The sequence below is a fragment of the Geodermatophilus sp. DSM 44513 genome (assembly GCF_032460525.1).
Classification (GTDB): domain Bacteria; phylum Actinomycetota; class Actinomycetes; order Mycobacteriales; family Geodermatophilaceae; genus Geodermatophilus.
The window spans coordinates 816,422-836,813 of record NZ_CP135963.1 but is presented as its reverse complement, the minus strand read 5'-3'; the positions used below and the strand labels follow the sequence as shown (position 1 = coordinate 836,813).

The following is a 20,392-nucleotide window of genomic DNA, read 5'->3' as shown; positions in this document are numbered from 1 at the left end:
CCGGAGCGGGGGTCACCGCCGCTCCGGGTGCGAGCCGCTCGAGCTGATTCCCGGGATCGCCCCGGCGCGGAAGGCGTCCACGAAGAGGCGGAAGTCGGCCTGGGTGCGCCGGGCGTAGGAGTGCGCGAAGTCGACCATGTCGGCGAGGAACTCCTCCTGGCGGTCGCCGACCACCGCCACGACCGCCTCCTCGGTCTGGAAGGGCACCAGCGTGTGGTCGCTGTCGGCGTCCCCGACGCAGTGCACCTTCGCCGTCGCCCGCCCGAGCTGGACCATCACCGGCGCGATCTCCTCCGGCTCGGTGAGGTCCTCCCAGTCCAGGTCCACCTCGTAGGGCGACAGCTCCTGGACGACGAAACCGACCCCGTCGATCTCGGTGTGGCCGAGGAACTGCGAGGCGTTGGCCTGCAGCGCCCGCTGGGAGACCGCCGTCCGGTGCCCCTCGTGCTCGAAGGACGCCCGGATCGCCGGGTCGCGCACCACCCGGCTGGGCGCGGCCACGTTACCCTGCTTGAGGGAGAGGACGACGTCGTTCTCCAGCGCCTAGTCGTAGCCCTCGATCAGCACGGTGTAGGCGGGCAGTCCGGCGCTGCCGATGCCGAAGCCGCCGGTGGCCACCACGTCCTTGACGTCGTAGGCGACGTCGCGGCGGCGCCGGGGCGGGTGCACGGTCTCCCGCCAGCGGTCGAGGGCGGCCAGCACCCGCTCGTGCTCCTCGGCCGCCAGCCGCCGGGTGCGCCGGCCGTCGGCGAAGCGCCGCCGGTGGTCCTCGACCACGGTGATCCGGTCCAGCAGGGCCGCCCGGCTGCGGGAGCTGGTGCGCAGCACCGCGTCGTGCACCGCGCCCTCGGTGTTCTCCCGGACGAGGGCGAAGGAGCGGTCGTCGTCGAGGCGGGTGAAGGCGCGGACCTGGTCCAGGTAGCCGGTGAGGTAGCCGCGCAGCAGGTCGGCGATGACCTCGTCACCGAACGCCTTGCGCCAGGACAGCAGCGCGAAGCTGGCGCAGAACCGGCGCAGGTCCCAGCTGACGTGCCCGACGTAGGCCTCGTCGAAGTCGTTGACGTCGAAGACGATCCGCCCAGCGCCGTCCATGTAGGTGCCGAAGTTCTCCGCGTGCAGGTCACCCTGGATCCACACCCGGCTGGTCCGCTCGTCGCTCCAGCGGTCCTCCATCGCGGCGACGTCGGCGTAGAACAGGCACGCCGTGCCCCGGTAGAAGGCGAACGGGTCGGCCGCCATCTTGCGGAACTTGGTCCGGAAGGCGTCCGCGTCCGCAGTCATCAGCTCGGAGAACGCGTCGACCAGCACGTCGACGATCTGCTGGGTGCGGTCACCGTCAGTGACCCCTGCGAGGGATGAGGACACGGGAGGACGGTAAACGGCGATTAGCCTGCCAGGACAGGTCCACCCACACGACCGACGGGACGGGGCGGCGGTGACTCGAGCGACCACGACGTGGCGGCTGGCGACCGGAGCTGCGTACGGCGGCGGCGGGCTCGGCCTGGCCGGCGCGGGGGTGCTCGCCGTGCTCCGCCAGCAGGCCCGGTCGGCGCGGCGGCACGTGGAGTCGCGCACCGTCCGCGTCCCCCCGCCCGGGGGCGCCGGTGTGTACGGCCGGTGGCAGCGGGGGCGCCGGCGGCCCATCGTGCTCGCCGTCCTCGGCGACTCCACGGCCGCAGGGCTCGGCGTCGAGCGGGCCGCCCAGACCCCCGGGGTGCTGCTGGCCGCCGCGCTCTCCGAACTGGCCGAGCGCCCCGTGCGCCTGGTGCCGCTGGCGGTCTCCGGCGCCCGCTCCAGCCAGCTGGACGCCCAGGTCGAGCAGGCACTGCCCCAGCACCCGGACGTCGCGCTGGTGATGATCGGCGCGAACGACGTGGTCAGCCGCACGTCGCCGACCGTCTCGGTGCGGCACCTGCAGGACGCGGTCGCGCGGCTCACCGAGGCCGGCACGCGGGTCGTCGTGGGCACCTGCCCGGACCTCGGCACCGTGCGCCCGATCGGGCGGCCGCTGCGCTGGCTGGCCCGGCGGTGGAGCCGGCAGCTGGCCGCGGCGCAGACCATCGCCGTCGTCGAGGCCGGCGGGCGCACCGTGTCCCTCGGGTCGGTGCTCGGCCCGTCGTTCGCCGAGGACTCCGACCTGTTCAGCGCCGACGAGTTCCACCCGAGCGCGGCCGGGTACGCCGCCGCGGCCGCCGTCCTGCTGCCCTCGATCGCCGACTCGCTGGGCGTCTGGCCGGCCGCGGCCGACCGGGGGCTGCGCAACCTGCGCCGCGACACCGTCCGCCCGGTGGCCCGGGCCGCGGCCCGCGCGGCCGGCAAGCCCGGCACCGAGGTGCTGCCCACCGAGGTGCGCGGCTCGGACACCGGGCCCCGTGGCCCGTGGGCCCGGCTGCGCCGCCGCCGCCCGCCGGACCTCCCGACCCCCGAGCAGGCCGAGCACGTGGCCGCGGGACCGCCCCTCGGGTGAGCGCGGGGCCCGGACCTACCGGAGAGTAGGTTCCCCGGTGTCCCGACGTCCGGCGACAGGGTCGCCGGATCCCCTCATCGTGGAGGACCCATGCCCGAAGCCGTCATCGTCGCGACCGCACGCTCCCCCATCGGCCGCGCGTTCAAGGGCTCGCTCAAGGAACTGCGGCCCGACGACCTCACCGCCACCATCGTCCGCGCAGCCCTGGACCAGGTGCCCGCCCTGGACCCGACCGACATCGACGACCTGGTGCTCGGCTGCGGCCTGCCCGGCGGGGAGCAGGGCTTCAACATGGCCCGCGTCGTCGCCGTCCTGCTCGGCATGGACCACCTGCCGGGGACGACGATCACCCGCTACTGCTCCTCCTCGCTGCAGAGCACCCGGATGGCGATGCACGCCATCCGGGCCGGGGAGGGCGACGTGTTCGTCTCCGCCGGCGTGGAGATGGTGTCCCGCTTCGTCAAGGGCAACAGCGACTCGCTGCCGGAGACGAAGAACCCGGTCTTCGACGACGCCGAGGCCCGGGTGGCCAAGACCGCCGAGAGCGGCGCGGACTCCTGGACCGACCCGCGCGAGCACGGCGACGTCCCCGACGTCTACGTCGCCATGGGCCAGACCGCGGAGAACCTGGCGCTGCTCAAGGACGTGTCCCGCCAGGAGATGGACGAGTTCGCCGTCCGCAGCCAGAACCTCGCCGAGAAGGCGATCGCCGAGGGCTTCTGGGAGCGGGAGATCACCCCGGTCACCACCCCCGACGGCACCGTGGTCAGCGCCGACGACACCCCGCGGGCGGGCACCACGCTGGAGGCGGTCGCCGGCCTCAAGCCGGTCTTCCGCCCCGACGGCCGGGTCACCGCGGGCAACGCCTGCCCGCTGAACGACGGCGCCGCCGCGGTGGTCGTGATGAGCGACACCAAGGCCCGCGACCTCGGCCTGACGCCGCTGGCCCGCATCGTCTCCACCGCGGTCACCGGCCTGTCGCCGGAGATCATGGGCTACGGCCCGGTGGACGCCTCCAAGCTCGCGCTGCAGCGGGCCGGGATGGCCATCGGCGACATCGACCTGGTCGAGATCAACGAGGCCTTCGCCGCGCAGGTCATCCCCAGCTACCGCGACCTGGGCATCGACATCGACCGGCTCAACGTGCACGGCGGGGCGATCGCGGTCGGCCACCCGTTCGGCATGACCGGCGCCCGCATCACCGGGACCCTGATCAACGGCCTGCAGACCCGGGACCAGACGTTCGGCCTGGAGACCATGTGCGTCGGCGGCGGCATGGGCATGGCGATGGTGCTCGAGCGCCTCTCCTGAACGCACGCCGGCCGTGATCATCGGCAGGTGGTCGCTCGACACGCCGCGAGCCCCAGCGACCTGCCGATGGTCACGGCGACGGAACGGCTCCTGAACAGGCCAGTGGCCCGGCCCCCTCGCGGGGACCGGGCCACCGGTGTGTGGTGCTGTGGTGTGGCCTCGCTGTAGGGGCCCTCCGCCTGCGCGTGCGAGGCGTGGGGGGCAGCGAGGTCCTTCGTCACTCGTCCTGGAAGTAGGACAGCAGCCGCAGGATCTCCAGGTACAGCCAGACGACCGTGACGAGCAGGCCGAAGGCGACGTACCAGGCGAACTTCGCCGGGGCGCCGCGGCGGATGGCCTCGTCGGCCATGTCGAAGTCGAGCAGCAGCGAGAACGCCGCCACACCGATCACGACCAGGCTGAACACGATCGCCAGGGGGCCGCCGTCACGCAGGCCCAGGCCGCCGGGGGTGAAGAAGCTCGCCACCAGGTTGACCAGGACCAGCGCCAGGATCCCGAACATCGCGCCGACGATCCAGCGGGTCAGCTTGGGGGTGACCCGGATGGCGCCGGTCTTGTAGATGACCAGCATGCCGGCGAAGACACCGAAGGTGCCGATCAGCGCCTGCGTGACGATGCCGCTGCCGAACTGCTGGGCGAACACCTCGCTGATGGCGCCGAGCGCGACGCCGTACAGCGCGCCGTAGGACAGCGTGGCGACCGGGTTCGCGATCTGCTTGAACGCGATGACCAGGCCGAGCACGAAGGCGACGAGCACTGCGGGCAGGGCCAGCCCCAGCGCGAGCGACTGCGGGAACACCGCCCAGGTGACGGCGGCCGAGAGGACGGTGACCAGGAAGGACAGGCCCGTCTTCTGGACGACGTCGTCCATCGTCATGTAGCGGGTGGTGGCCGGCGCGTACGGCGACTGCGCGTACGGCGCGGGCGCGGCGTAGGGGTCCTGCGTCCCGTAGCCGTACTGCGGGGCCCCGTACTGCTGCGGCGCGCCGCCCCAGGGGGCGGACTGCTGGCCGGAGCCGGCGCTGGGGATCCCCCGGCCGAACACGGGGTTGTGGCTGGGCATCGTCATCTCCTCGAGGTGACCGGTCGTCGTGGGGCCCACGGTCCTGCACCCCACTCGTCTGAGTCAACGCTCCTGGTGGCCTGCGCGTTCCTGGACGCCGCCGCCACCCCCGGACGGGGGGTGTGACGACCCGCACGGGCGTGCGGACGGTGCCCCCGGTCGGGTTCGAACCGACACTGGGACCCTTTTAAGGGGCCTGCCTCTGCCAGTTGGGCCACGGGGGCGGTGGTCAGCTCGCCCGGAGCCGACCCGACTGCGCCTTGTCCTCCGCCGAGGGCGGCGGCAGCGAGCCGGTGCGGCCGGTGTTCGCCGCCTCCACGAACTCCCGGCGCGGGTCCTGCAGCTGGCCCAGCGAGATGACCTCGCGGCGGAACACCGTGGCCAGCGTCCAGTCCGCGACCACCCGCGCCTTGCGGTTGAAGGTGGGCACCCGGCTGACGTGGTAGGTGCGGTGCATGAACCAGGCCGGCCAGCCCTTGAGCTTGACGCCGTAGACCTGCGCCACCCCCTTGTGCAGGCCGAGGCTGGCCACCGACCCGGCGTAGGCGTGCCGGTAGGGCACCGGCTCCTGCCCGCGCAGGGTCAGCACGATGTTGTCGGCCAGCCGCTTGGCCTGGCGGACGGCGTGCTGGGCGTTCGGGGCGGTGGTGGCGCCGGGGGTCTCCTTGGTGAGGTCCGGGACGGCGGCCAGGTCACCGGCCGACCAGGCGTCGGGCAGCCCGCGCACCTGCAGGGTGGCCTCGCAGACGACCCGGCCGCGCTCGTCGACCGGCAGGTCGGTCTCCTTGAGCATCGGGTTGGGCTTGGTGCCCGCCGTCCACACCAGGGTGTCGCTGGCGAACTCGTCGCCGTCGGAGAGGTGCACCACGCACCCCTCGGTGACCGACTCCAGGCGGGTGTTCAGCCGCACGTCCATCCCGCGCGCGGTCAGCTCCCGGACCGTCCAGGCGGCCATGTCCAGGTCGACCTCGGGCAGGATCCGGCCCATCGCCTCGACCAGCACCCAGCGCATGTCGGACCTCGACAGCCGCGGGTAGTAGTGCGTGATCGCGTAGCGGGCCATGTCCTCCAGCTCGGCGAAGGCCTCCACGCCCGCGTACCCGCCGCCGACGAAGGTGAAGGTCAGCGCGCGGCGGCGGACCTCCGGGTCGTCGGTGGAGCTCGCCGCGTCCAGCCGGGCCAGCACGTGGTTGCGCAGGTAGATGGCCTCGCCGACGTTCTTGAACCCGATGCCGTGCTCGGCCAGCCCGGGGATCGGCAGCGTGCGGGCCACCGAGCCCGCGGCCATGACCAGCACGTCGTAGCCGAGCTCGTAGGGCTCCCCCTCGATCGGGGCGATCCGGGCCCGCCGGCTGGCGTGGTCCACGCCGGTGACCGCGCCGGTGACCACCCGGCAGCGCGGCAGCGTCCGGCGCAGCGGGACCACGACGTGCCGGGGCTCCACCGAGCCGGCCGCCGCCTCGGGCAGGAACGGCTGGTAGGTCATGTGCGGCTGCGGGTCGACGATGACGACCTCCGCCCGGCCGTGCGAGAGGCGCTTCTGCAGCCGCAGCGCGGTGTAGAGCCCGACGTAACCGCCGCCGACGATGAGGACCACGGGTCGCTCTGCCATGGGGAGAGCCTAGAGCCGGGGGCCCGGTCCCGGCACGGTCGCGGCCAGGGCGGTGGCCCGCCCGACGACGGCGTCGAGCATCGGCTCGGTCAGCCGCCCGGTGAAGGTGTTCTGCTGGCTGACGTGGTAGCTGCCCAGCAGGGTGAGCGGACCGCGCGGCCCGCTGAGGTCCACCTCGACGCCGTGCCCGAACGCCGGCCGCGGCCGGGGCAGGGCGTACCCCGCCCGGGCGAGCACGGGCAGCAGCGCCGACCAGCCGAACCCGCCGAGGACGACGGCCACCCGCAGCCGGGGCAGCAGCGCGAGCTCGCGCGCCAGCCACGGCGAGCAGGTGTCCCGCTCCGCGGGCGTCGGGGCGTTGTCCGGCGGGGCGCAGCGGACGGCGGCGCACACGCGCACGTCGGTCAGCTCCAGGCCGTCACCGACGTGCGTGGACGTCGGCTGGCTGGCCAGCCCCGCCCGCCACAGCGCGGCGAAGACCCAGTCACCGCTGCGGTCGCCGGTGAACACCCGGCCGGTGCGGTTGCCGCCGTGCGCGGCCGGGGCCAGGCCGACGACGGCGATGCGGGCGTCGGCCGGGCCGAGCCCGGGCACCGGGCGGCCCCAGTACTCCTGGTCGCGGAAGGCGGCCCGCCGCACCCGGGCCACCTCCTCCCGCCAGGCGACCAGCCGTGGGCAGGCGCGGCAGCCGGACAGCCGCGCGTCGAGCACCGCCAGGTCGCGGGCGCCCCGGGCGGAGCGCACCACCCCGGCCGGGCTCCGGGTGATCGGGAAACCAGCCGCGTCGGTCGCCACGTCTCCAGCAGACCATCCGCCGCGCGCCGCTCCACCGGGGGGCGGGATGATCCCCCGGTGGCACGGACGAAGAAGCAGAAGCCGCCGCTGACCTGGAAGCTGCTCAGCAGCGGCACGGCGATCCCCGCGGGGATCGCCGTCCGCAAGCTCAGCGACGCCGCCTGGTACGCCGTGCGCGGCACCACCCCGCCGAAGAACCCGGCCGCGCCGGGCGTGGGCTGGGGAGAGGCGCTGGCCTGGGCCGCGGTGTCGGGCGTGGCGGTGGCGGCCGGCCGACTGGTGGCCGCCCGCGGGGCCGCCGAGGCCTACCAGCGGCTCACCGGCAAGCTGCCGCCCGGCCTGAACGAGTCCTCACCCTGACCCGCGTCCACGGCTGCGCGCACCTCCCCCCTCCGGGTGTCGTCCGGGCTGCGTCGCCGACCTAGCCTCGGACCCCGGCCAGCGACCCGGGCGCCCGTGCCCCCGCGGCCGACGGGGGAGGGGTGTGCACGTGGACGTGACGACGCCACTGTCCGGAGCCGGTGCCGGCGTCCCGGTCGGCGCGGGTCGCACCGCGCCGCCCGCCTGCACCCGCGACCACGCCGGGTTCGACGCCCTGGCCGACGCCTGGGACGACCTGTGGCGCCGCTCGCCGACGGCGACCGGCTTCCTGACGCACGCCTGGACCAGCGCCTGGGCCCGCGGCTACGTCCCGGACGGGCGGCTGGCCGTCGTCACGGTGTGGGACGGCGACCGGCTGGTCGCCGCCGCGCCGCTGTACCGCCGCCGGCGCGGCCCGGTGCCGGTCCTCGCCCCACTGGGTGGCCCGCTGAGCGACCACACCGACGTCCTGCTGGACCCACGGGTGCCCGACGCCGGGCCGCGGCTGGTCGAGGCGCTCCTGCAGGTACCCGGGTGGCGGGTCCTCGACCTGCCCGAGGTGCTCCCCGGCTCCGCGGCCGCCGCGTGGACACGGACCTGGCCGGGCCGGACCCGCCGGGTCCCCTCCTCGCTGAACCTGCACCTGCCGGTGCTGCCGGTCGCCGACGTCCTGGCGCGGATCCCGGCGAAGACGGCCGGGAAGATCCGCTGGAAGCTGACCAAGATCGACCGGCTGGGCATCGAGCGCACCGAGCTGCTCCCGGTCGCCGTGCCGGCCGCCGTCCGGGAGCTGGTCCGGCTGCACGCGGCCCAGTGGGCCGGCCGGCGGGGGAACCCGGAGCACCTGACCGAGCGGTTCCGGACGTTCTTCGCCGCGGCCCTCGGGCCGATGGTCGACCGCGGGCAGGCCGCCGTCGTCGAGTACCGCCTGGACGGCCGGCTGGTGGCCAGCGAGGTGCACCTCGTCGGTCACCGGCAGCTGTCCTACTACCTCCCGGGGATCGACCCGGAGCTGCGCCAGCACATCGACACCTCGGTGCTGCTGGTCAGCCGCGGCCTGGAGCTCGCCGCCCGGCTGGGCCTCACGGAGTACTCCTTCCTCCGCGGCGGCGAGGACTACAAGCTGCACTGGCGCCCGGAGCACGTCACCGCCGAGCGGGTCCTGCTGGCCCGGCCGGGGCCGCTGGGGTCGGGCGGCTACGTCACCGCCTCGGGCGTCTCGGCCGCCGTCCTGTCCCTGGCCCGGCGGGCGCTGCGCGGACGGGCGCGGGAGGTCGCCCGCACCGTCATGCAGGGGGTCCGCACCCTGCGCGCCCGGGGCTGACCGCTCAGGGGCGCGCGAGCTGCAGGGCGATGCCGTCGAGGATGTCGTGCTCGCTGACGACCACGTCGTCCAGGGCGAACGCGTCCATGAGCACCCGCAGCACCAGCGCGCCGGCGCCGATGACGTCGACCCGCCCCGGGTGCACGACCGCGTACCCGGCCCGCCGCTGCCGGGTGGCGGTGAGCAGCCCGGCGGTCACCGACCGGACGGCGGACACCGGGATGCGCGACCCGTGGATGGCCACCGGGTCGTAGACCGGCAGCCCGAGCGCGAGCGCGGCCACCGTGGTGACCGAGCCGGCCAGGCCCACCAGTGTCGCCGCCTCCCCCACCGGGACCGCGGCGGCGACGTCGGCCAACGCGGCCCGGACGTCGGCCTCGGCGCGCTGGATCTCGTCAGCCGACGGCGGGTCGCCGTGCAGGTGCCGCTCGGTGAGCCGCACGCAGCCCACGTCGACCGAGCGGGCCGCCCGCACGCCACCGGCGTCGCCGAGCACGAACTCCGTCGACCCGCCGCCGATGTCGACGACCAGGTACGGCGGGCGCGGGGCGGGCTGCCCGTGCGCGGCGACCGCGGCGTCCAGCGAGGCGGTGGCGCCGAGGGCGGACAGCCGGGCCTCCTCGTCGCCGGCGACGACGTCCGGCAGCTGCCCCAGGGTGGTGAGCACCATCGACTCGAAGTCGGCGCGGTTGGCGGCGTCCCGGCTGGCGCTGGTGGCCACCATGCGCACCCGGGTGGCGCCCAGCTCGCGGGCCTGGGCGGCGTACTGGGCCAGCACGACGCGGGTGCGCTCGATCGCCTCCGGCGCCAGCCGGCCGGTGGCGTCCACTCCCTGGCCGAGCCGGACGACCTCCATCCGGCGCAGCAGGTCGGTGTGCGGCCCCTCCGGCGGGACGTCGGCGACCAGCAGGCGGATCGAGTTGGTGCCGCAGTCGATGGCGGCGACGCGGGTCACCGGCCCTCCTCCGGGAGCGCGCAGGGGCCGCTCGCCCACCACTCCCCCATCCCGGCCACCGCGCGGTCGCCGAGCGGGTTGACGCCCGGGCCGGCGGCCAGGGCGTGCGCGGCCAGCGCGTGCAGGCACTTGACCCGGTCGGGCATCCCGCCGGCGGTGGTGCGGTTGGGCAGCACGCCGAGGGCGTCCCGCTCGGCCAGGTATGCCTCGTGGGCGGCGCGGTACCCGGCGGCCAGCTCCGGGTCGGTGCCGAGCTCGGCCTGCCACTCGCGCATCCGGCCGGCCGACTCCAGCCGGCTGGCCGCGGCGCTGGCGCGCGGGCAGGTCAGGTACCAGGTCGTGGGGAACGGCGTGCCGTCCTCCAGCCGCGGGGAGGTCTGCACGACGTCGGGCTGGCCGCAGGGGCAGCGGTGCGCGACCGCGCGCAGCGCCCGCGGCGGCCGGCCGAGCTGGCGGGCGACGACCTCGCGGTCGGCGGGGCTCACCTCGGAGCTCACGGACCCTGGCGAGGGACTGGAACGGCCCTGCTGCAGGGGCTCGTCCCGAGCTTGGTGAGGTGCTGGAACGGCCCCTGGCGAGGGACTGGAACGGCCCCGCTGCAGGGGCCCGGGCCGAGCGTGCGAGGGCTGGGGGGCAGCGGGGTCCTTCATCCGTCGGCCACCGCCACCGACTGCAGCAGCGCCTCGTACCAGGGCAGCTCGCCGACCACCGGCTCCGGCACGGTGCCGGCGTCGCCCTCGACCGCCTCGCCGTCGACGACGACCACCAGCCGGTCGCCGGGCAGCACGTAGGCCAGCCGCTCGCGGGCCTGCCGGGCGGTGTAGGCCGGGTCGGCCTGCCGCTCCAGCTGCTGCTGCAGCTGCTCGACCCGCTGGTCGAGCGCGGTGCCCTCGGCGGCCAGCCGGGTCAGCTCCGCGCGACCGGCCAGGAACTGGCGGACCGGGCCGGCCAGCGTCAGCAGCAGGACGAGGACCAGCCCGGCGAGCAGCACCGCCCGGCCGGTGACCAGCGGCCGGCGCGGGGCCCCGCCGGGGGCCGACGGTCGCGGGGGACGGCGGACGGCGCGCCGCGGCTCGGGACGGATGCCGGCGCCCGACCGCGTCCCGGCCGGCACCGGCCGCGACGCGGCGTGCGACAACGGTCGGCCGGTCGATCGCCGCCGGCCCGAGGGTGCCGCGCCCGACCCGCCGCGGCGGCCGCGCGCCGCGCTCATCGGCGGGCGCGGCCGGTCACTCGCCGGCCGCGCTGTCCGTCGCCACGCTGTCCGTTGCCGCAGTGCCCAGCCGCGGGAAGGCGGCCGCACCGGCGTACCGGGCGGCGTCGTCCAGCTCCTCCTCGATGCGCAGCAGCTGGTTGTACTTGGCCACCCGCTCGCTGCGGGCCGGCGCGCCGGTCTTGATCTGCCCGCAGTCGGTGGCCACGGCCAGGTCGGCGATGGTGGTGTCCTCGGTCTCGCCGGAGCGGTGGCTCATCATGGCGCGGTAGCCGGAGCGGTGCGCCAGGTTGACCGCGTCCAGCGTCTCGGTGAGCGTGCCGATCTGGTTGACCTTGACCAGCAGCGCGTTGGCCGCCCCGCGGGCGATGCCGTCGGCCAGCCGGACCGGGTTGGTGACGAACAGGTCGTCGCCGACGATCTGCACCCGGTCGCCGAGTGCGGCGGTCATGGCGACCCAGCCGTCCCAGTCCTCCTCCGACAGCGGGTCCTCGATGGACACGACCGGGTAGGCGTCGACCAGGCCGCGGTAGTAGTCGACGAGGTAGTCCGCCGAGCGGCTCTGCCCCTCGAAGTCGTAGCCGCCGTCGGAGTGGAACTCGGTGGCCGCCACGTCGAGGGCGAAGGCGATGTCCGTGCCGAGGGCGTAGCCGGCCTTCTCCACGGCCTCGGCGATGAGGTCCAGCGCGTCGCGGTTGCTCGGCAGGTCCGGGGCGAAGCCGCCCTCGTCGCCCAGGCCGGTGGACAGCCCGCGGCCCTTGAGCACCGACTTGAGCGCGTGGTAGGTCTCGGTGCCCATGGCCAGCGCCTCGGCATAGGTCGGCGCGCCGATCGGGGCGATCATGAACTCCTGCACGTCGACGTTGCTGTCGGCGTGGGCGCCCCCGTTGAGGATGTTCATCATCGGCACCGGCAGCAGGTGGCTCGCCGGCCCGCCGACGTAGCGGAACAGCGGCAGCCCCGCGGACTCCGCGGCGGCCTTGGCCACCGCCAGGCTCACCCCGAGGATCGCGTTGGCGCCCAGGCGGGACTTGTCCGGCGTCCCGTCGAGGTCCAGCAGCCGCTGGTCGACCAGGCGCTGCTCGCTGGCGTCGAAGCCGACCAGCTCGGGGCCGATGACGTCCAGGACGCCGTCGACGGCCCGGGTCACCCCCTTGCCTCCGTAGCGCTCACCGCCGTCGCGCAGCTCCACCGCCTCGAAGGCACCGGTGGAGGCGCCGCTGGGCACGGCGGCCCGGGTGATCGTCCCGTCGTCGAGGGCGACCTCGACCTCCACGGTGGGGTTCCCGCGCGAGTCGAGGATCTCCCGCGCGCCTACGGCGTCGATGCTGGGCACGGGGGCAGCCTAGCCAGCCCACCCGGTCCGGCTCAGCCGGCCGCGCGGGCTTCCGCCGCGGCGTCCAGCTCGCCGGCGTAGCGGCGCACCGCCTCGCGCAGCGCGTCCTCGGCGTCCCACCCCCGCTGCTCCGCGGCGGCGACGACGGCGAGCAGCCGCTCCCCCAGCTCCTCGGGGGCGGCCGAGGCGAGCTCCGCCGGCTCGGGGGTGGGCAGCCCCGACCGCGCGGCCCGGCGGACCAGCGCCGCGCCCCACGACGCGGCGGGCTGCGACCGGGACACCCCCTCGGTCGGCGAGCGGCGCTGCTTCTCGGCCTTCTTGATCTGCTCCCAGCCGGCCTCCACCTGGGCCACGTCGCGCGGCCCGGCGTCGCCGAAGACGTGCGGGTGCCGCCGGACCAGCTTGTCGACCAGGTCGCCGGCGACGTCGTCCACGGTGAACCGGCGGTCCGGCCCGGCCTCGGCGGCCACGCGGGCGTGGAAGACGACCTGCAGCAGCACGTCGCCGAGCTCCTCGCGCATGGCGACCGGGTCGTCGTCGACGATCGCGTCGTAGGCCTCGTGCGCCTCCTCGAGCAGGTAGCCGCGCAGCGAGGCGTGCGTCTGCCCGGCGTCCCACGGGCAGCCGCCCGGCGAGCGCAGCACGTCCATCACCCGGACGACGTCCAGCAGCCGCGCGCCCGGCGGCGCGGCCGGCTCGACGACCTCGCCGGCGTCGACGTCGGTGCCGGCCGGCACGAGGGCCACCACGCTGTCCGGGCGGGCGGCGGCGGCCGCGGCGTCCGGGACGTCGTCCACCGGCCGGCCCACGGCGCGCAGTGCCTCGGCCACCGCCGCGGCCCCGGGCAGCGCGACGACCGGGCGGCGCCCGGAGACCGCCTGCCACGCGGCCGGGTCGAGCAGGCCGCCGAGGGCGGGGTGGACGACGACGGCGAGGGCGACGGGCACCCGGTCAGTCTCCGGCAGCCGCCGACGCGCTGCCGCCGGCGTCCTCCAGGAGCTCCACCACCCCGTCGTCGGCGGGGACGATCGCCCCCTCCTCCACGGTGCCGAAGCGGGGGTTGACCGTGACGTCCACGCCGGCGCGCACCTCGGCGACCAGCTCCTGCGCGGCCGTGTCGGCCTCGCCGCGGGCGGTCTCCTCCAGCTGCGGGCGGGCCTCTTCGAAGGTCGGCACGACCGGCTGGCCGACGAACACCACGAGGACGCCGGGCAGCTCGGGCGCGGTGAGGGAGGTGGCCGTGTCCGGCGCGGCGGCCGCGACCGTGTCGGCCAGCTGCGGGGGCAGGTCCGCCGGCGCCACCGGGGTCACCTCGGCGAGGGTGGCGTCTCCGGGGTACTGCGCCGCGATCGCGGGGTAGGCGGCGGGGTCGGCCTGCAGCGCGGCGACGGCGGCGTCGGCGGCGGCCTGGTCGGGCACGTTGACGTAGCCCACCCGGGCCTGCGACAGGGAGGGCAGCGCCTCGTCGTACGCGGCGCGCAGCTGCTCCTCGGTGACGCCCTCGACCAGCCCCTCGGACTCGGCCAGCCGCTGGCGCAGCAGCTGCTGGCGGATGGTCTCGAACACGTCGGCCCGGGCCACCCCCTGCGACGCGGCCTGGGCGTAGACGGCCTCGGGGTCCTCCCCTGCCAGGAGCTCGTCCAGCCGCGCCCGCACGTCGGCGTCGTCCGCGGTGACGCCGTAGCGCTGCGCGACCAGGTCGTACACCTCGGCGTTGACCAGCCGGGTCAGCACCAGGCGGGTGAACTCGTCCTCCCGGCCGGCGGCGGCCTGGGCGAGGGCCGGGTCCTCGAGGCGTGAGTCGAGGGCGGTCTGCAGCTCGCCGACGGTCACCTGCTCCTCGCCGACGTAGGCCGCGACGCCCGGGTCGCTGCGGCAGCCGGCCACCCCGGCCAGCGCGACCAGGCCCACGGCCAGGGATGCGGTCAGACGAGGCGTGTGCACGGCTGGCAGCGTGTCACACGGAGCAGCCCACCCCGCGCACCACTCGCGAGCTCGCGGTGGGCCTCCCGGCCGGGCCGGACTACGACGCAGCCGCGGCGACGGGCTGGTCCAGCAGCGCCCGCAGCAGGGAGTGCAGGTGGTCCAGCAGCGCCCCGTCGCGCAGCGGCGTGCGGCGGTCCGGGCCGACCGGCACCTTGAGCGAGACGGTGTCGGCCGCGGCCTTGTAGGTGGCCCCGTCGGCCAGCCGCGCCAGCCGCAGCTGCTTGGACTCCGGCAGCGGGACCGGGCTGATCCGGATCGCCCGGCCCTGCAGGGACACCTCGGTGATGCCCAGGCGCCGCACCGCGGCACGGAAGCGGGCCACGGCCAGCAGGTTGAGCACCGGCGCCGGCGGGGCGCCGTAGCGGTCGGTGAGCTCGTCGAGCACGGCCTGCGCCTGCTCGTCGGACTGCACCGAGGCCACCTTGCGGTAGGCCTCCATCCGCAGCCGCTCGCCGGGCACGTAGTCGTGCGGCAGGTGCGCGTCGACCGGCAGGTCCACCCGGACGTCGGCCGGCTCGGCGGGGGGCTCCTCGCCGGACAGCTGCGCCCGGTAGTCGGTGACCGCCTCGCCGACCAGCCGCACGTACAGGTCGAACCCGACCCCGGCGATGTGCCCGGACTGCTCGCCGCCGAGCAGGTTGCCCGAGCCGCGGATCTCCAGGTCCTTCATCGCCACCGCCATCCCGGCGCCCAGGTCGGTGTTGTGCGCGATGGTGGTCAACCGGTCCACCGAGGTCTCGGTCAGCGGCCGGGACGGGTCGTAGGTGAAGTAGGCGTAGGCCCGCTCCCGGCCGCGGCCGACGCGCCCGCGGATCTGGTGCAGCTGGGACAGCCCGAAGGTGTCCGCGCGGTCGACGACCAGGGTGTTGGCGTTGGGGATGTCCAGGCCGGACTCGACGATCGTGGTGGCGACCAGGACGTCGTACTCCTTCTCCCAGAAGCCCACCATGATCCGCTCGAGCTCGTGCTCCTTCATCTGGCCGTGGCCGACGGCGACGCGGGCCTCGGGCACCAGGCCGCGGATCTTGGCCGCCGCCTTGTCGATGGACTGCACCCGGTTGTGGATGACGAAGACCTGCCCGTCGCGCAGCAGCTCGCGGCGGATGGCGGCGGCCATCTGCTTGTCGTCCCACGCGCCGACGTAGGTCAACACCGGGTGCCGCTCCTCGGGCGGGGTGAGGATGGTCGACATCTCCCGGATGCCGGTCAGGCTCATCTCCAGCGTCCGCGGGATCGGGGTGGCCGACATCGACAGCACGTCGACCGCCGTCCGCATGGTCTTGAGGTACTCCTTGTGCTCGACGCCGAAGCGCTGCTCCTCGTCGACGATGACCAGGCCGAGCTCCTTGAACCGGGTGGTCGGCTGCAGCAGCCGGTGCGTGCCGACCAGGACGTCGACCTCCCCGGCGGCCAGCGCCCGCAGCGTCTCCGCGCTCTCCGCGTCGGACTGGAACCGGGACAGCACCCGCACCGTCACCGGGAACTGGGCGAACCGCTCGGAGAACGTCTTGAAGTGCTGGTTGGCCAGCAGCGTCGTCGGCACCAGGACGGCGACCTGCTTGCCGTCCTGCACCGCCTTGAACGCCGCGCGGACGGCGATCTCGGTCTTGCCGTAGCCGACGTCGCCGCAGATGATCCGGTCCATCGGCACCGGGTTCTGCATGTCGGCCTTGACCTCGTCGATCGCGGCCAGCTGGTCGGGGGTCTCGGTGAACGGGAAGGCGTCCTCCAGCTCGCGCTGCCAGACGGTGTCCGGGCCGAAGGCGTGTCCCTTCGTCGCCATCCGCGCGGAGTACAGCCGGATCAGCTCGGCGGCGATCTGCTTGACCGCCTTGCGCGCCTGCCCCTTGGTCTTCTGCCAGTCCGCGCCGCCCAGCTTGGACAGCGCCGGGGCCTCGCCGCCCACGTAGCGGGTCAGCTGGTCCAGCGCGTCGGTGGGCACGAACAGCCGGTCCGGCGGCTGGTTCCGCTTGCCGGGGGCGTACTCGACGATCAGGTAGTCCCGCTGCCCGCCGTGCACGGTGCGGCTGACCATCTCCACGTAGCGGCCGATGCCGTGGTGCTCGTGGACGACGAGGTCGCCGGGCTGCAGCTGCACCAGGTCGACGGCGTTGCGCCGCCGGGCCGGCATCTTGACCGCGTCGCGCATCGTCGTCCCGCGCGAGCCGGTGAGGTCGTGCTCGGTGAGCAGCGCCAGGCCCACGCCGGGCAGCGCGAAGCCGGCCTCCAGGTCGCCCTGGGTCACGTGGGTCAGCCGCGGCTCCGGCGCGGTCGCGACGTCGGGCACCAGCCGGGCGCCGAGGTCGGCCTCGGTGAACTGGTCGGCGGCGCGCTGCGCGGGTCCGGGGCCGGCGAAGGTGACCACCACCCGCCAGCCGTCGCGGGACCAGGCGCGCAGCTGCTCGATCGCGCGGGGGACGTCCCCGGCGAAGCGCTCGACGGTCGTCGCCGCCAGGGTGACGTGGGTGTCGTCGTCCTCGCTGCTCAGGGTGAACGCGCCGGTGGTCCACCACGGCAGGCCGCGGCCGCGGGCGGCGGCCTCGACGTCGGCGAGGTCGCGGTAGGAGGTCCCCCCGAGGTCGATGGGCGCCTCGCCGGCCTCCGCCGCGGTGGCCCACGAGGCGGCGAGGAACTCCTCGGCGGTGCGCACCAGGTCCGCCGCGCGGCTGCGCACCCGCTCGGGGTCGAGCACCAGCACGTGCGTGCCGGCCGGCACCAGGTCGGTGAGCAGCTGCAGCTCACCATCGACCAGCGCGGGGGTCAGCGACTCCATGCCCTCCACCGCGATGCCCTCGGCCAGCTTGCCGAGCACCTCGAGCAGGCCCGGGTGCGTCCCGGCCAGCTCCGCGGCGCGGGCGCGGACGGCGTCGGTGAGCAGCAGCTCGCGGCACGGCGGGGCCCACAGCCGCTCGGGCCGCTCGTCGAGCGAGCGCTGGTCGGCGGCGGAGAAGTAGCGCAGCTCGTCGACCTCGTCGCCCCAGAACTCCACCCGCACCGGGTGCGGCTCGGTGGGCGGGAAGACGTCGAGCAGGCCACCGCGGACGGCGAACTCCCCGCGCTTCTCCACCAGCTCCACGCGGGTGTAGGCGGCGTCGGCCAGCGCGCGGGCCACGTCGTCGAGCTCGGCGGTGTCCCCGGGGCGCAGCTCCACCGGCACCAGGTCGCCGAGCCCGGGCGCCAGCGGCTGCAGCACGCTGCGCACCGGCGCGACCAGGACGTCGACCGTCCCGTTGGCGCCCGGGTGGGTGAGGTCGCGCAGCACGGCCAGCCGCCGGCCGACGGTGTCCGCGCGCGGGGACAGCCGCTCGTGCGGCAGGGTCTCCCACGCCGGGAAGACCTCGGTGCGCCGGCCGGGCAGGAAGCAGCGCAGCGCCCCGGCGACCGCGTCGGCGTCGCGCTCCCCCGCCGTCACGACGAGGACCGGCACCCCTGCGCCGCCGTGCTGCGCCGCCAGGGCGGCGGCCACCAGCGGCTGGACGGACGGCGGCGCGGTGACCGCCAGCTCCGCGTTCCCGGCCGCGGCGACGACACGGGCCATGCCGGGGTCGGTGAGGACGACGTCGAGCACGCCGCGCAGGGTCACGAACCGGTCTCCTGAGGTCTGCGGCCGCACACGTCGCGCCGGGTGCGCGGGGGGCCCGCCGTCCAGGTTAGTCCGGCGGGACGGGCGCCGCCGCCGGCGTGACGGCGCAGCCGCGCCGTCGCACCACCTCCTTGGGGGGACGGCGTCCGGACGAGCACCTCCCGCGAGCCGGGCTGCTCCCTACTCTCACGAGGTGAAGCGCCGCCACCTCACCGCAGCCGCACTCCTGTCGGGCGCCGCGGTCATGGTCGGCACCGTGCTGGCCGCCGACCTCATCGGCGTCCCGGTCGGCGTGCTCACCCGTGACGCGGTCACGACAGCGGACCTGCCCCCCTACACCGGGGCGGTCAGCGCCTTCACCGCGATGGTCTGGTTCGCCGCCGGGAGCCTCTGCGCACTGGTCGCCTGGCAGCAGGGGCGGGAACGACGCCGACTCGGCCCGCTGGCCGCGCTGCTCTTCGTGCTGGCCGCCGACGACGCCCTGCTGCTGCACGACGTGGTCGGACCTCGGGTGGGCGTGCACGAGGTGGTCTTCTACGTGGTCTACGCGGTGGCCGGACTCGCTGTCGCGAGGTCGATGCGCACGGCGGAGCGGGTGGTCGCCCGCGCGTTCTGGCTCGGTGCTGCCCTGCTCGCCACCTCCGTCGCCGTCGACGTCGGGTTCGTGGGCGCCCACCTCCTCGAGGACGGCGCCAAGCTGCTCGGCGCCCTGGTCTGGGCCACCGTCCCCGTGCTGACCCAGGGCGCACGGCCCCCGGAGCCCGGCGGCCGGGTGCCGGGGACGCAGGCGGAGGTCATGCGCAGCTGAGCCCGCCGTCCCGGCCCGGCCCGGGACCGACCCGCGAGGCGCGGAGCGCGCCTCCCCACCGACCGACCTCCCCGCACCTCCGCACCGGCGGTGGGGCGGGGCCAGCAGAGGAGCCCCAGTCATGTACCACCGGATCGGCTACACCGCGGGCGTGTTCGACCTGTTCCACATCGGGCACCTGAACCTGTTGCAGCAGGCCAGGCGGGAGTGCAGTCACCTCATCGTCGGCGTGACGACCGACGAGCTCTCCCGACGGGCCAAGGGGAAGACCCCGGTCATCCCCTTCGCCGAGCGGGTGCGGGTCGTGGAGAGCATCAAGTACGTGGACGAGGTCGTGGCCCAGGACTCCATGGACAAGATGGCCGCCTGGCGCGACCTCCGGTTCGACGCGGTGTTCGTCGGGGACGACTGGCAGGGCTCCGCCTCGTGGGACCGCCTCGAGCAGGACTTCGCCACCGTCGACGTCGCCATCCGGTACTTCCCGTACACCGGGCACACGTCGAGCACGATGCTGCGGGACGTCCTGCAGCGCCTCTGACCCGAGGCGCCGTCCCCCTCCCCGCAGCGGTGCACGCCACCGCGGGGCCCGCGGCCGCGCGCGTCCGGCGACACCGTGCACGCCGGCAGGCCCGACCCCGCAGCGGTCCCGGTCCGGACATCGACGGCGCTGCGCGCACCTGCCGGACGCGACGGACGGTGCGGCCGGGCGGAGGGTCGTACCGGTGCAGCCGGGCTGGGTGGGCGGCCTCGCGTCCCGCGTCGTCGGCGTAGGGGCGGGCGGAGGCCCATGCCTCGAGCAGGGTGCGGTGGCAGCGTCCGACCTCGCCGTTGGTGGCCGCCGGTCGGGCCGGGTTCGCTCGTGCGCGGTGCCGGCCAGGGCGGCGGCGAAGACGCGGGAGCAGTGGCAGTTGCCGTTGTCGGTCAGCACCCGGGTGACGGTGGTGCCACAGCCGGCGACGTGGGCGTTCGCGCGGGTCCGGAGCGGTTCCCGGACGGCTCCACACCCCACCCGGGGGTCGTCCTCGTGTCACCAGACGCCGTCACCGACGTCCCGTGGTCGGTACAGCTAGGACGTCAGCGCCCCGCGGCGCGCGGCGTGACCGTCCAGCGCGTCCAGCGCCCGGCGCAGCTGGGTGCTGGAGGTGTGCATCGTGTACGGGAAGTAGTGCACCCGGACGCCGACGGCGCCGAGGTCGCGCTCCAGCCGGTCGCCCTTGGGGGTGCCCCGCCAGTCGTCGCCCTTGAAGATGACGTCGAAGCCGACCTGGCGCCAGGTGTCGATCTTCTCCGGCACCGTCTCGGCGTGCACCTCGTCGACGAAGCGCAGGTTGCGGACGATCTCCATCCGCTCGGCGAGCGGCACGACCGGGAGCCGTCCCTTGGTCAGCAGCAGCACCTCGTCGGAGACCACCCCGGCGATCAGCCGGTCGCAGTGCTCGGCCGCGAGCCTGAGCACGTTGAGGTGCCCGATGTGGAACAGGTCGTAGGCCCCTGGCGCGTAACCGACCACCGTCATTGCGAATCCCCCGATTCATCCGTCGAGACGACGTCCAGCCGGCCGTCCGGTGACTCAGCGCGA

General features: G+C 75.3%; 17 protein-coding genes, 1 tRNA gene and 1 pseudogene. 6 read left to right on the top strand and 13 right to left on the bottom strand.

The features are described from left to right. Positions 1-12 precede the first annotated feature (12 nt). Positions 13-1,281 (bottom strand): annotated as a pseudogene (locus RTG05_RS03925) (DUF2252 domain-containing protein). Positions 1,282-1,435: 154 nt separating this feature from the next. On the opposite strand from RTG05_RS03925, the gene RTG05_RS03920 reads away from it, so the two are divergent. Together RTG05_RS03920 and RTG05_RS03915 are read left to right on the top strand one after the other, a co-directional pair. Next, positions 1,436-2,467: an SGNH/GDSL hydrolase family protein gene (locus tag RTG05_RS03920; protein WP_315912303.1), complete on the top strand. Its 1,032-nt coding sequence runs from the start codon at positions 1,436-1,438 to the stop codon at positions 2,465-2,467. Positions 2,468-2,557: 90 nt separating this feature from the next. Further along, the gene (locus RTG05_RS03915; protein ID WP_166527537.1) at positions 2,558-3,778 is read left to right on the top strand and encodes an acetyl-CoA C-acetyltransferase; all 1,221 of its coding nucleotides are present in this window, start codon (positions 2,558-2,560) and stop codon (positions 3,776-3,778) included. A 217-nt stretch (positions 3,779-3,995) separates the two neighbouring features. On the opposite strand, the gene RTG05_RS03910 is transcribed toward RTG05_RS03915, so the two are convergent. The 4 genes from RTG05_RS03910 to RTG05_RS03895 all read right to left on the bottom strand — a co-directional run bounded on the left by RTG05_RS03910 (position 3,996) and on the right by RTG05_RS03895 (position 7,248). Beyond that, positions 3,996-4,880, bottom strand: coding sequence for a Bax inhibitor-1/YccA family protein (locus tag RTG05_RS03910; RefSeq protein ID WP_315912302.1), 885 nt, complete (start codon positions 4,878-4,880; stop codon positions 3,996-3,998). Between the two features lie 111 nt (positions 4,881-4,991). Next, positions 4,992-5,065 (bottom strand) — tRNA-Leu (locus RTG05_RS03905). A gap of 5 nt (positions 5,066-5,070) precedes the next feature. Next, complete coding sequence (locus RTG05_RS03900; protein ID WP_166527536.1) at positions 5,071-6,453, bottom strand: NAD(P)/FAD-dependent oxidoreductase; 1,383 nt, start codon at positions 6,451-6,453, stop codon at positions 5,071-5,073. A 9-nt stretch (positions 6,454-6,462) separates the two neighbouring features. Next, complete coding sequence (locus tag RTG05_RS03895; protein WP_166527535.1) at positions 6,463-7,248, bottom strand: uracil-DNA glycosylase; 786 nt, start codon at positions 7,246-7,248, stop codon at positions 6,463-6,465. A gap of 57 nt (positions 7,249-7,305) precedes the next feature. On the opposite strand from RTG05_RS03895, the gene RTG05_RS03890 reads away from it, so the two are divergent. Further along, positions 7,306-7,608 (top strand): DUF4235 domain-containing protein, encoded by a 303-nt coding sequence (locus tag RTG05_RS03890; RefSeq protein ID WP_166527534.1) that lies wholly within the window; start codon positions 7,306-7,308, stop codon positions 7,606-7,608. A 130-nt stretch (positions 7,609-7,738) separates the two neighbouring features. Then, a complete protein-coding gene (locus RTG05_RS03885; RefSeq protein ID WP_315912301.1) occupies positions 7,739-8,932 on the top strand; it encodes a GNAT family N-acetyltransferase in 1,194 nt (397 codons plus the stop codon). 4 nt (positions 8,933-8,936) lie between these two features. On the opposite strand, the gene RTG05_RS03880 is transcribed toward RTG05_RS03885, so the two are convergent. The 7 genes from RTG05_RS03880 to mfd all read right to left on the bottom strand — a co-directional run bounded on the left by RTG05_RS03880 (position 8,937) and on the right by mfd (position 18,005). Further along, on the bottom strand, positions 8,937-9,887 hold the full coding sequence (locus RTG05_RS03880; RefSeq protein ID WP_166527532.1) for a Ppx/GppA phosphatase family protein: 951 nt from the start codon (positions 9,885-9,887) through the stop codon (positions 8,937-8,939). Next, positions 9,884-10,384 (bottom strand): DUF501 domain-containing protein, encoded by a 501-nt coding sequence (locus RTG05_RS03875; RefSeq protein WP_208104782.1) that lies wholly within the window; start codon positions 10,382-10,384, stop codon positions 9,884-9,886. The genes RTG05_RS03880 and RTG05_RS03875 overlap by 4 nt, the downstream gene beginning before the upstream one ends. A 149-nt stretch (positions 10,385-10,533) precedes the next feature. Continuing rightward, a complete protein-coding gene (locus RTG05_RS03870) occupies positions 10,534-11,001 on the bottom strand; it encodes a septum formation initiator family protein (protein ID WP_315912300.1) in 468 nt (155 codons plus the stop codon). Between the two features lie 115 nt (positions 11,002-11,116). Further along, the gene (eno, locus tag RTG05_RS03865; protein ID WP_166527530.1) at positions 11,117-12,436 is read right to left on the bottom strand and encodes a phosphopyruvate hydratase; all 1,320 of its coding nucleotides are present in this window, start codon (positions 12,434-12,436) and stop codon (positions 11,117-11,119) included. Positions 12,437-12,468: 32 nt separating this feature from the next. Beyond that, positions 12,469-13,383, bottom strand: a complete 915-nt coding sequence (locus RTG05_RS03860; protein ID WP_166527529.1) for a nucleoside triphosphate pyrophosphohydrolase — start codon at positions 13,381-13,383, stop codon at positions 12,469-12,471. Positions 13,384-13,387: 4 nt separating this feature from the next. Next, the gene (locus tag RTG05_RS03855; protein WP_208104781.1) at positions 13,388-14,380 is read right to left on the bottom strand and encodes a peptidyl-prolyl cis-trans isomerase; all 993 of its coding nucleotides are present in this window, start codon (positions 14,378-14,380) and stop codon (positions 13,388-13,390) included. A 79-nt stretch (positions 14,381-14,459) separates the two neighbouring features. Then, the gene (gene mfd / locus RTG05_RS03850; protein ID WP_208104780.1) at positions 14,460-18,005 is read right to left on the bottom strand and encodes a transcription-repair coupling factor; all 3,546 of its coding nucleotides are present in this window, start codon (positions 18,003-18,005) and stop codon (positions 14,460-14,462) included. A 193-nt stretch (positions 18,006-18,198) separates the two neighbouring features. Between mfd and RTG05_RS03845 the strand changes: the two genes are divergently transcribed. Beyond that, positions 18,199-18,813, top strand: coding sequence for a DUF8692 domain-containing protein (locus RTG05_RS03845; protein ID WP_315912299.1), 615 nt, complete (start codon positions 18,199-18,201; stop codon positions 18,811-18,813). 121 nt (positions 18,814-18,934) lie between these two features. Next, positions 18,935-19,351: an FAD synthase family protein gene (locus RTG05_RS03840; RefSeq protein ID WP_166529490.1), complete on the top strand. Its 417-nt coding sequence runs from the start codon at positions 18,935-18,937 to the stop codon at positions 19,349-19,351. Between the two features lie 528 nt (positions 19,352-19,879). On the opposite strand, the gene RTG05_RS03830 is transcribed toward RTG05_RS03840, so the two are convergent. Next, a complete protein-coding gene (locus RTG05_RS03830; RefSeq protein WP_166527528.1) occupies positions 19,880-20,329 on the bottom strand; it encodes an FAD synthase family protein in 450 nt (149 codons plus the stop codon). Positions 20,330-20,392: the final 63 nt, after the last annotated feature.

Coding starts and splice junctions, on each gene's coding strand:
- RTG05_RS03915 (WP_166527537.1), top strand. CDS start 2,558: ATGCCCGAAGCCGTCATCGTCGCGACCGCACGCTCCCCCATCGGCCGC.
- RTG05_RS03900 (WP_166527536.1), bottom strand. CDS start 6,453: ATGGCAGAGCGACCCGTGGTCCTCATCGTCGGCGGCGGTTACGTCGGG.
- RTG05_RS03840 (WP_166529490.1), top strand. CDS start 18,935: ATGTACCACCGGATCGGCTACACCGCGGGCGTGTTCGACCTGTTCCAC.
- RTG05_RS03830 (WP_166527528.1), bottom strand. CDS start 20,329: ATGACGGTGGTCGGTTACGCGCCAGGGGCCTACGACCTGTTCCACATC.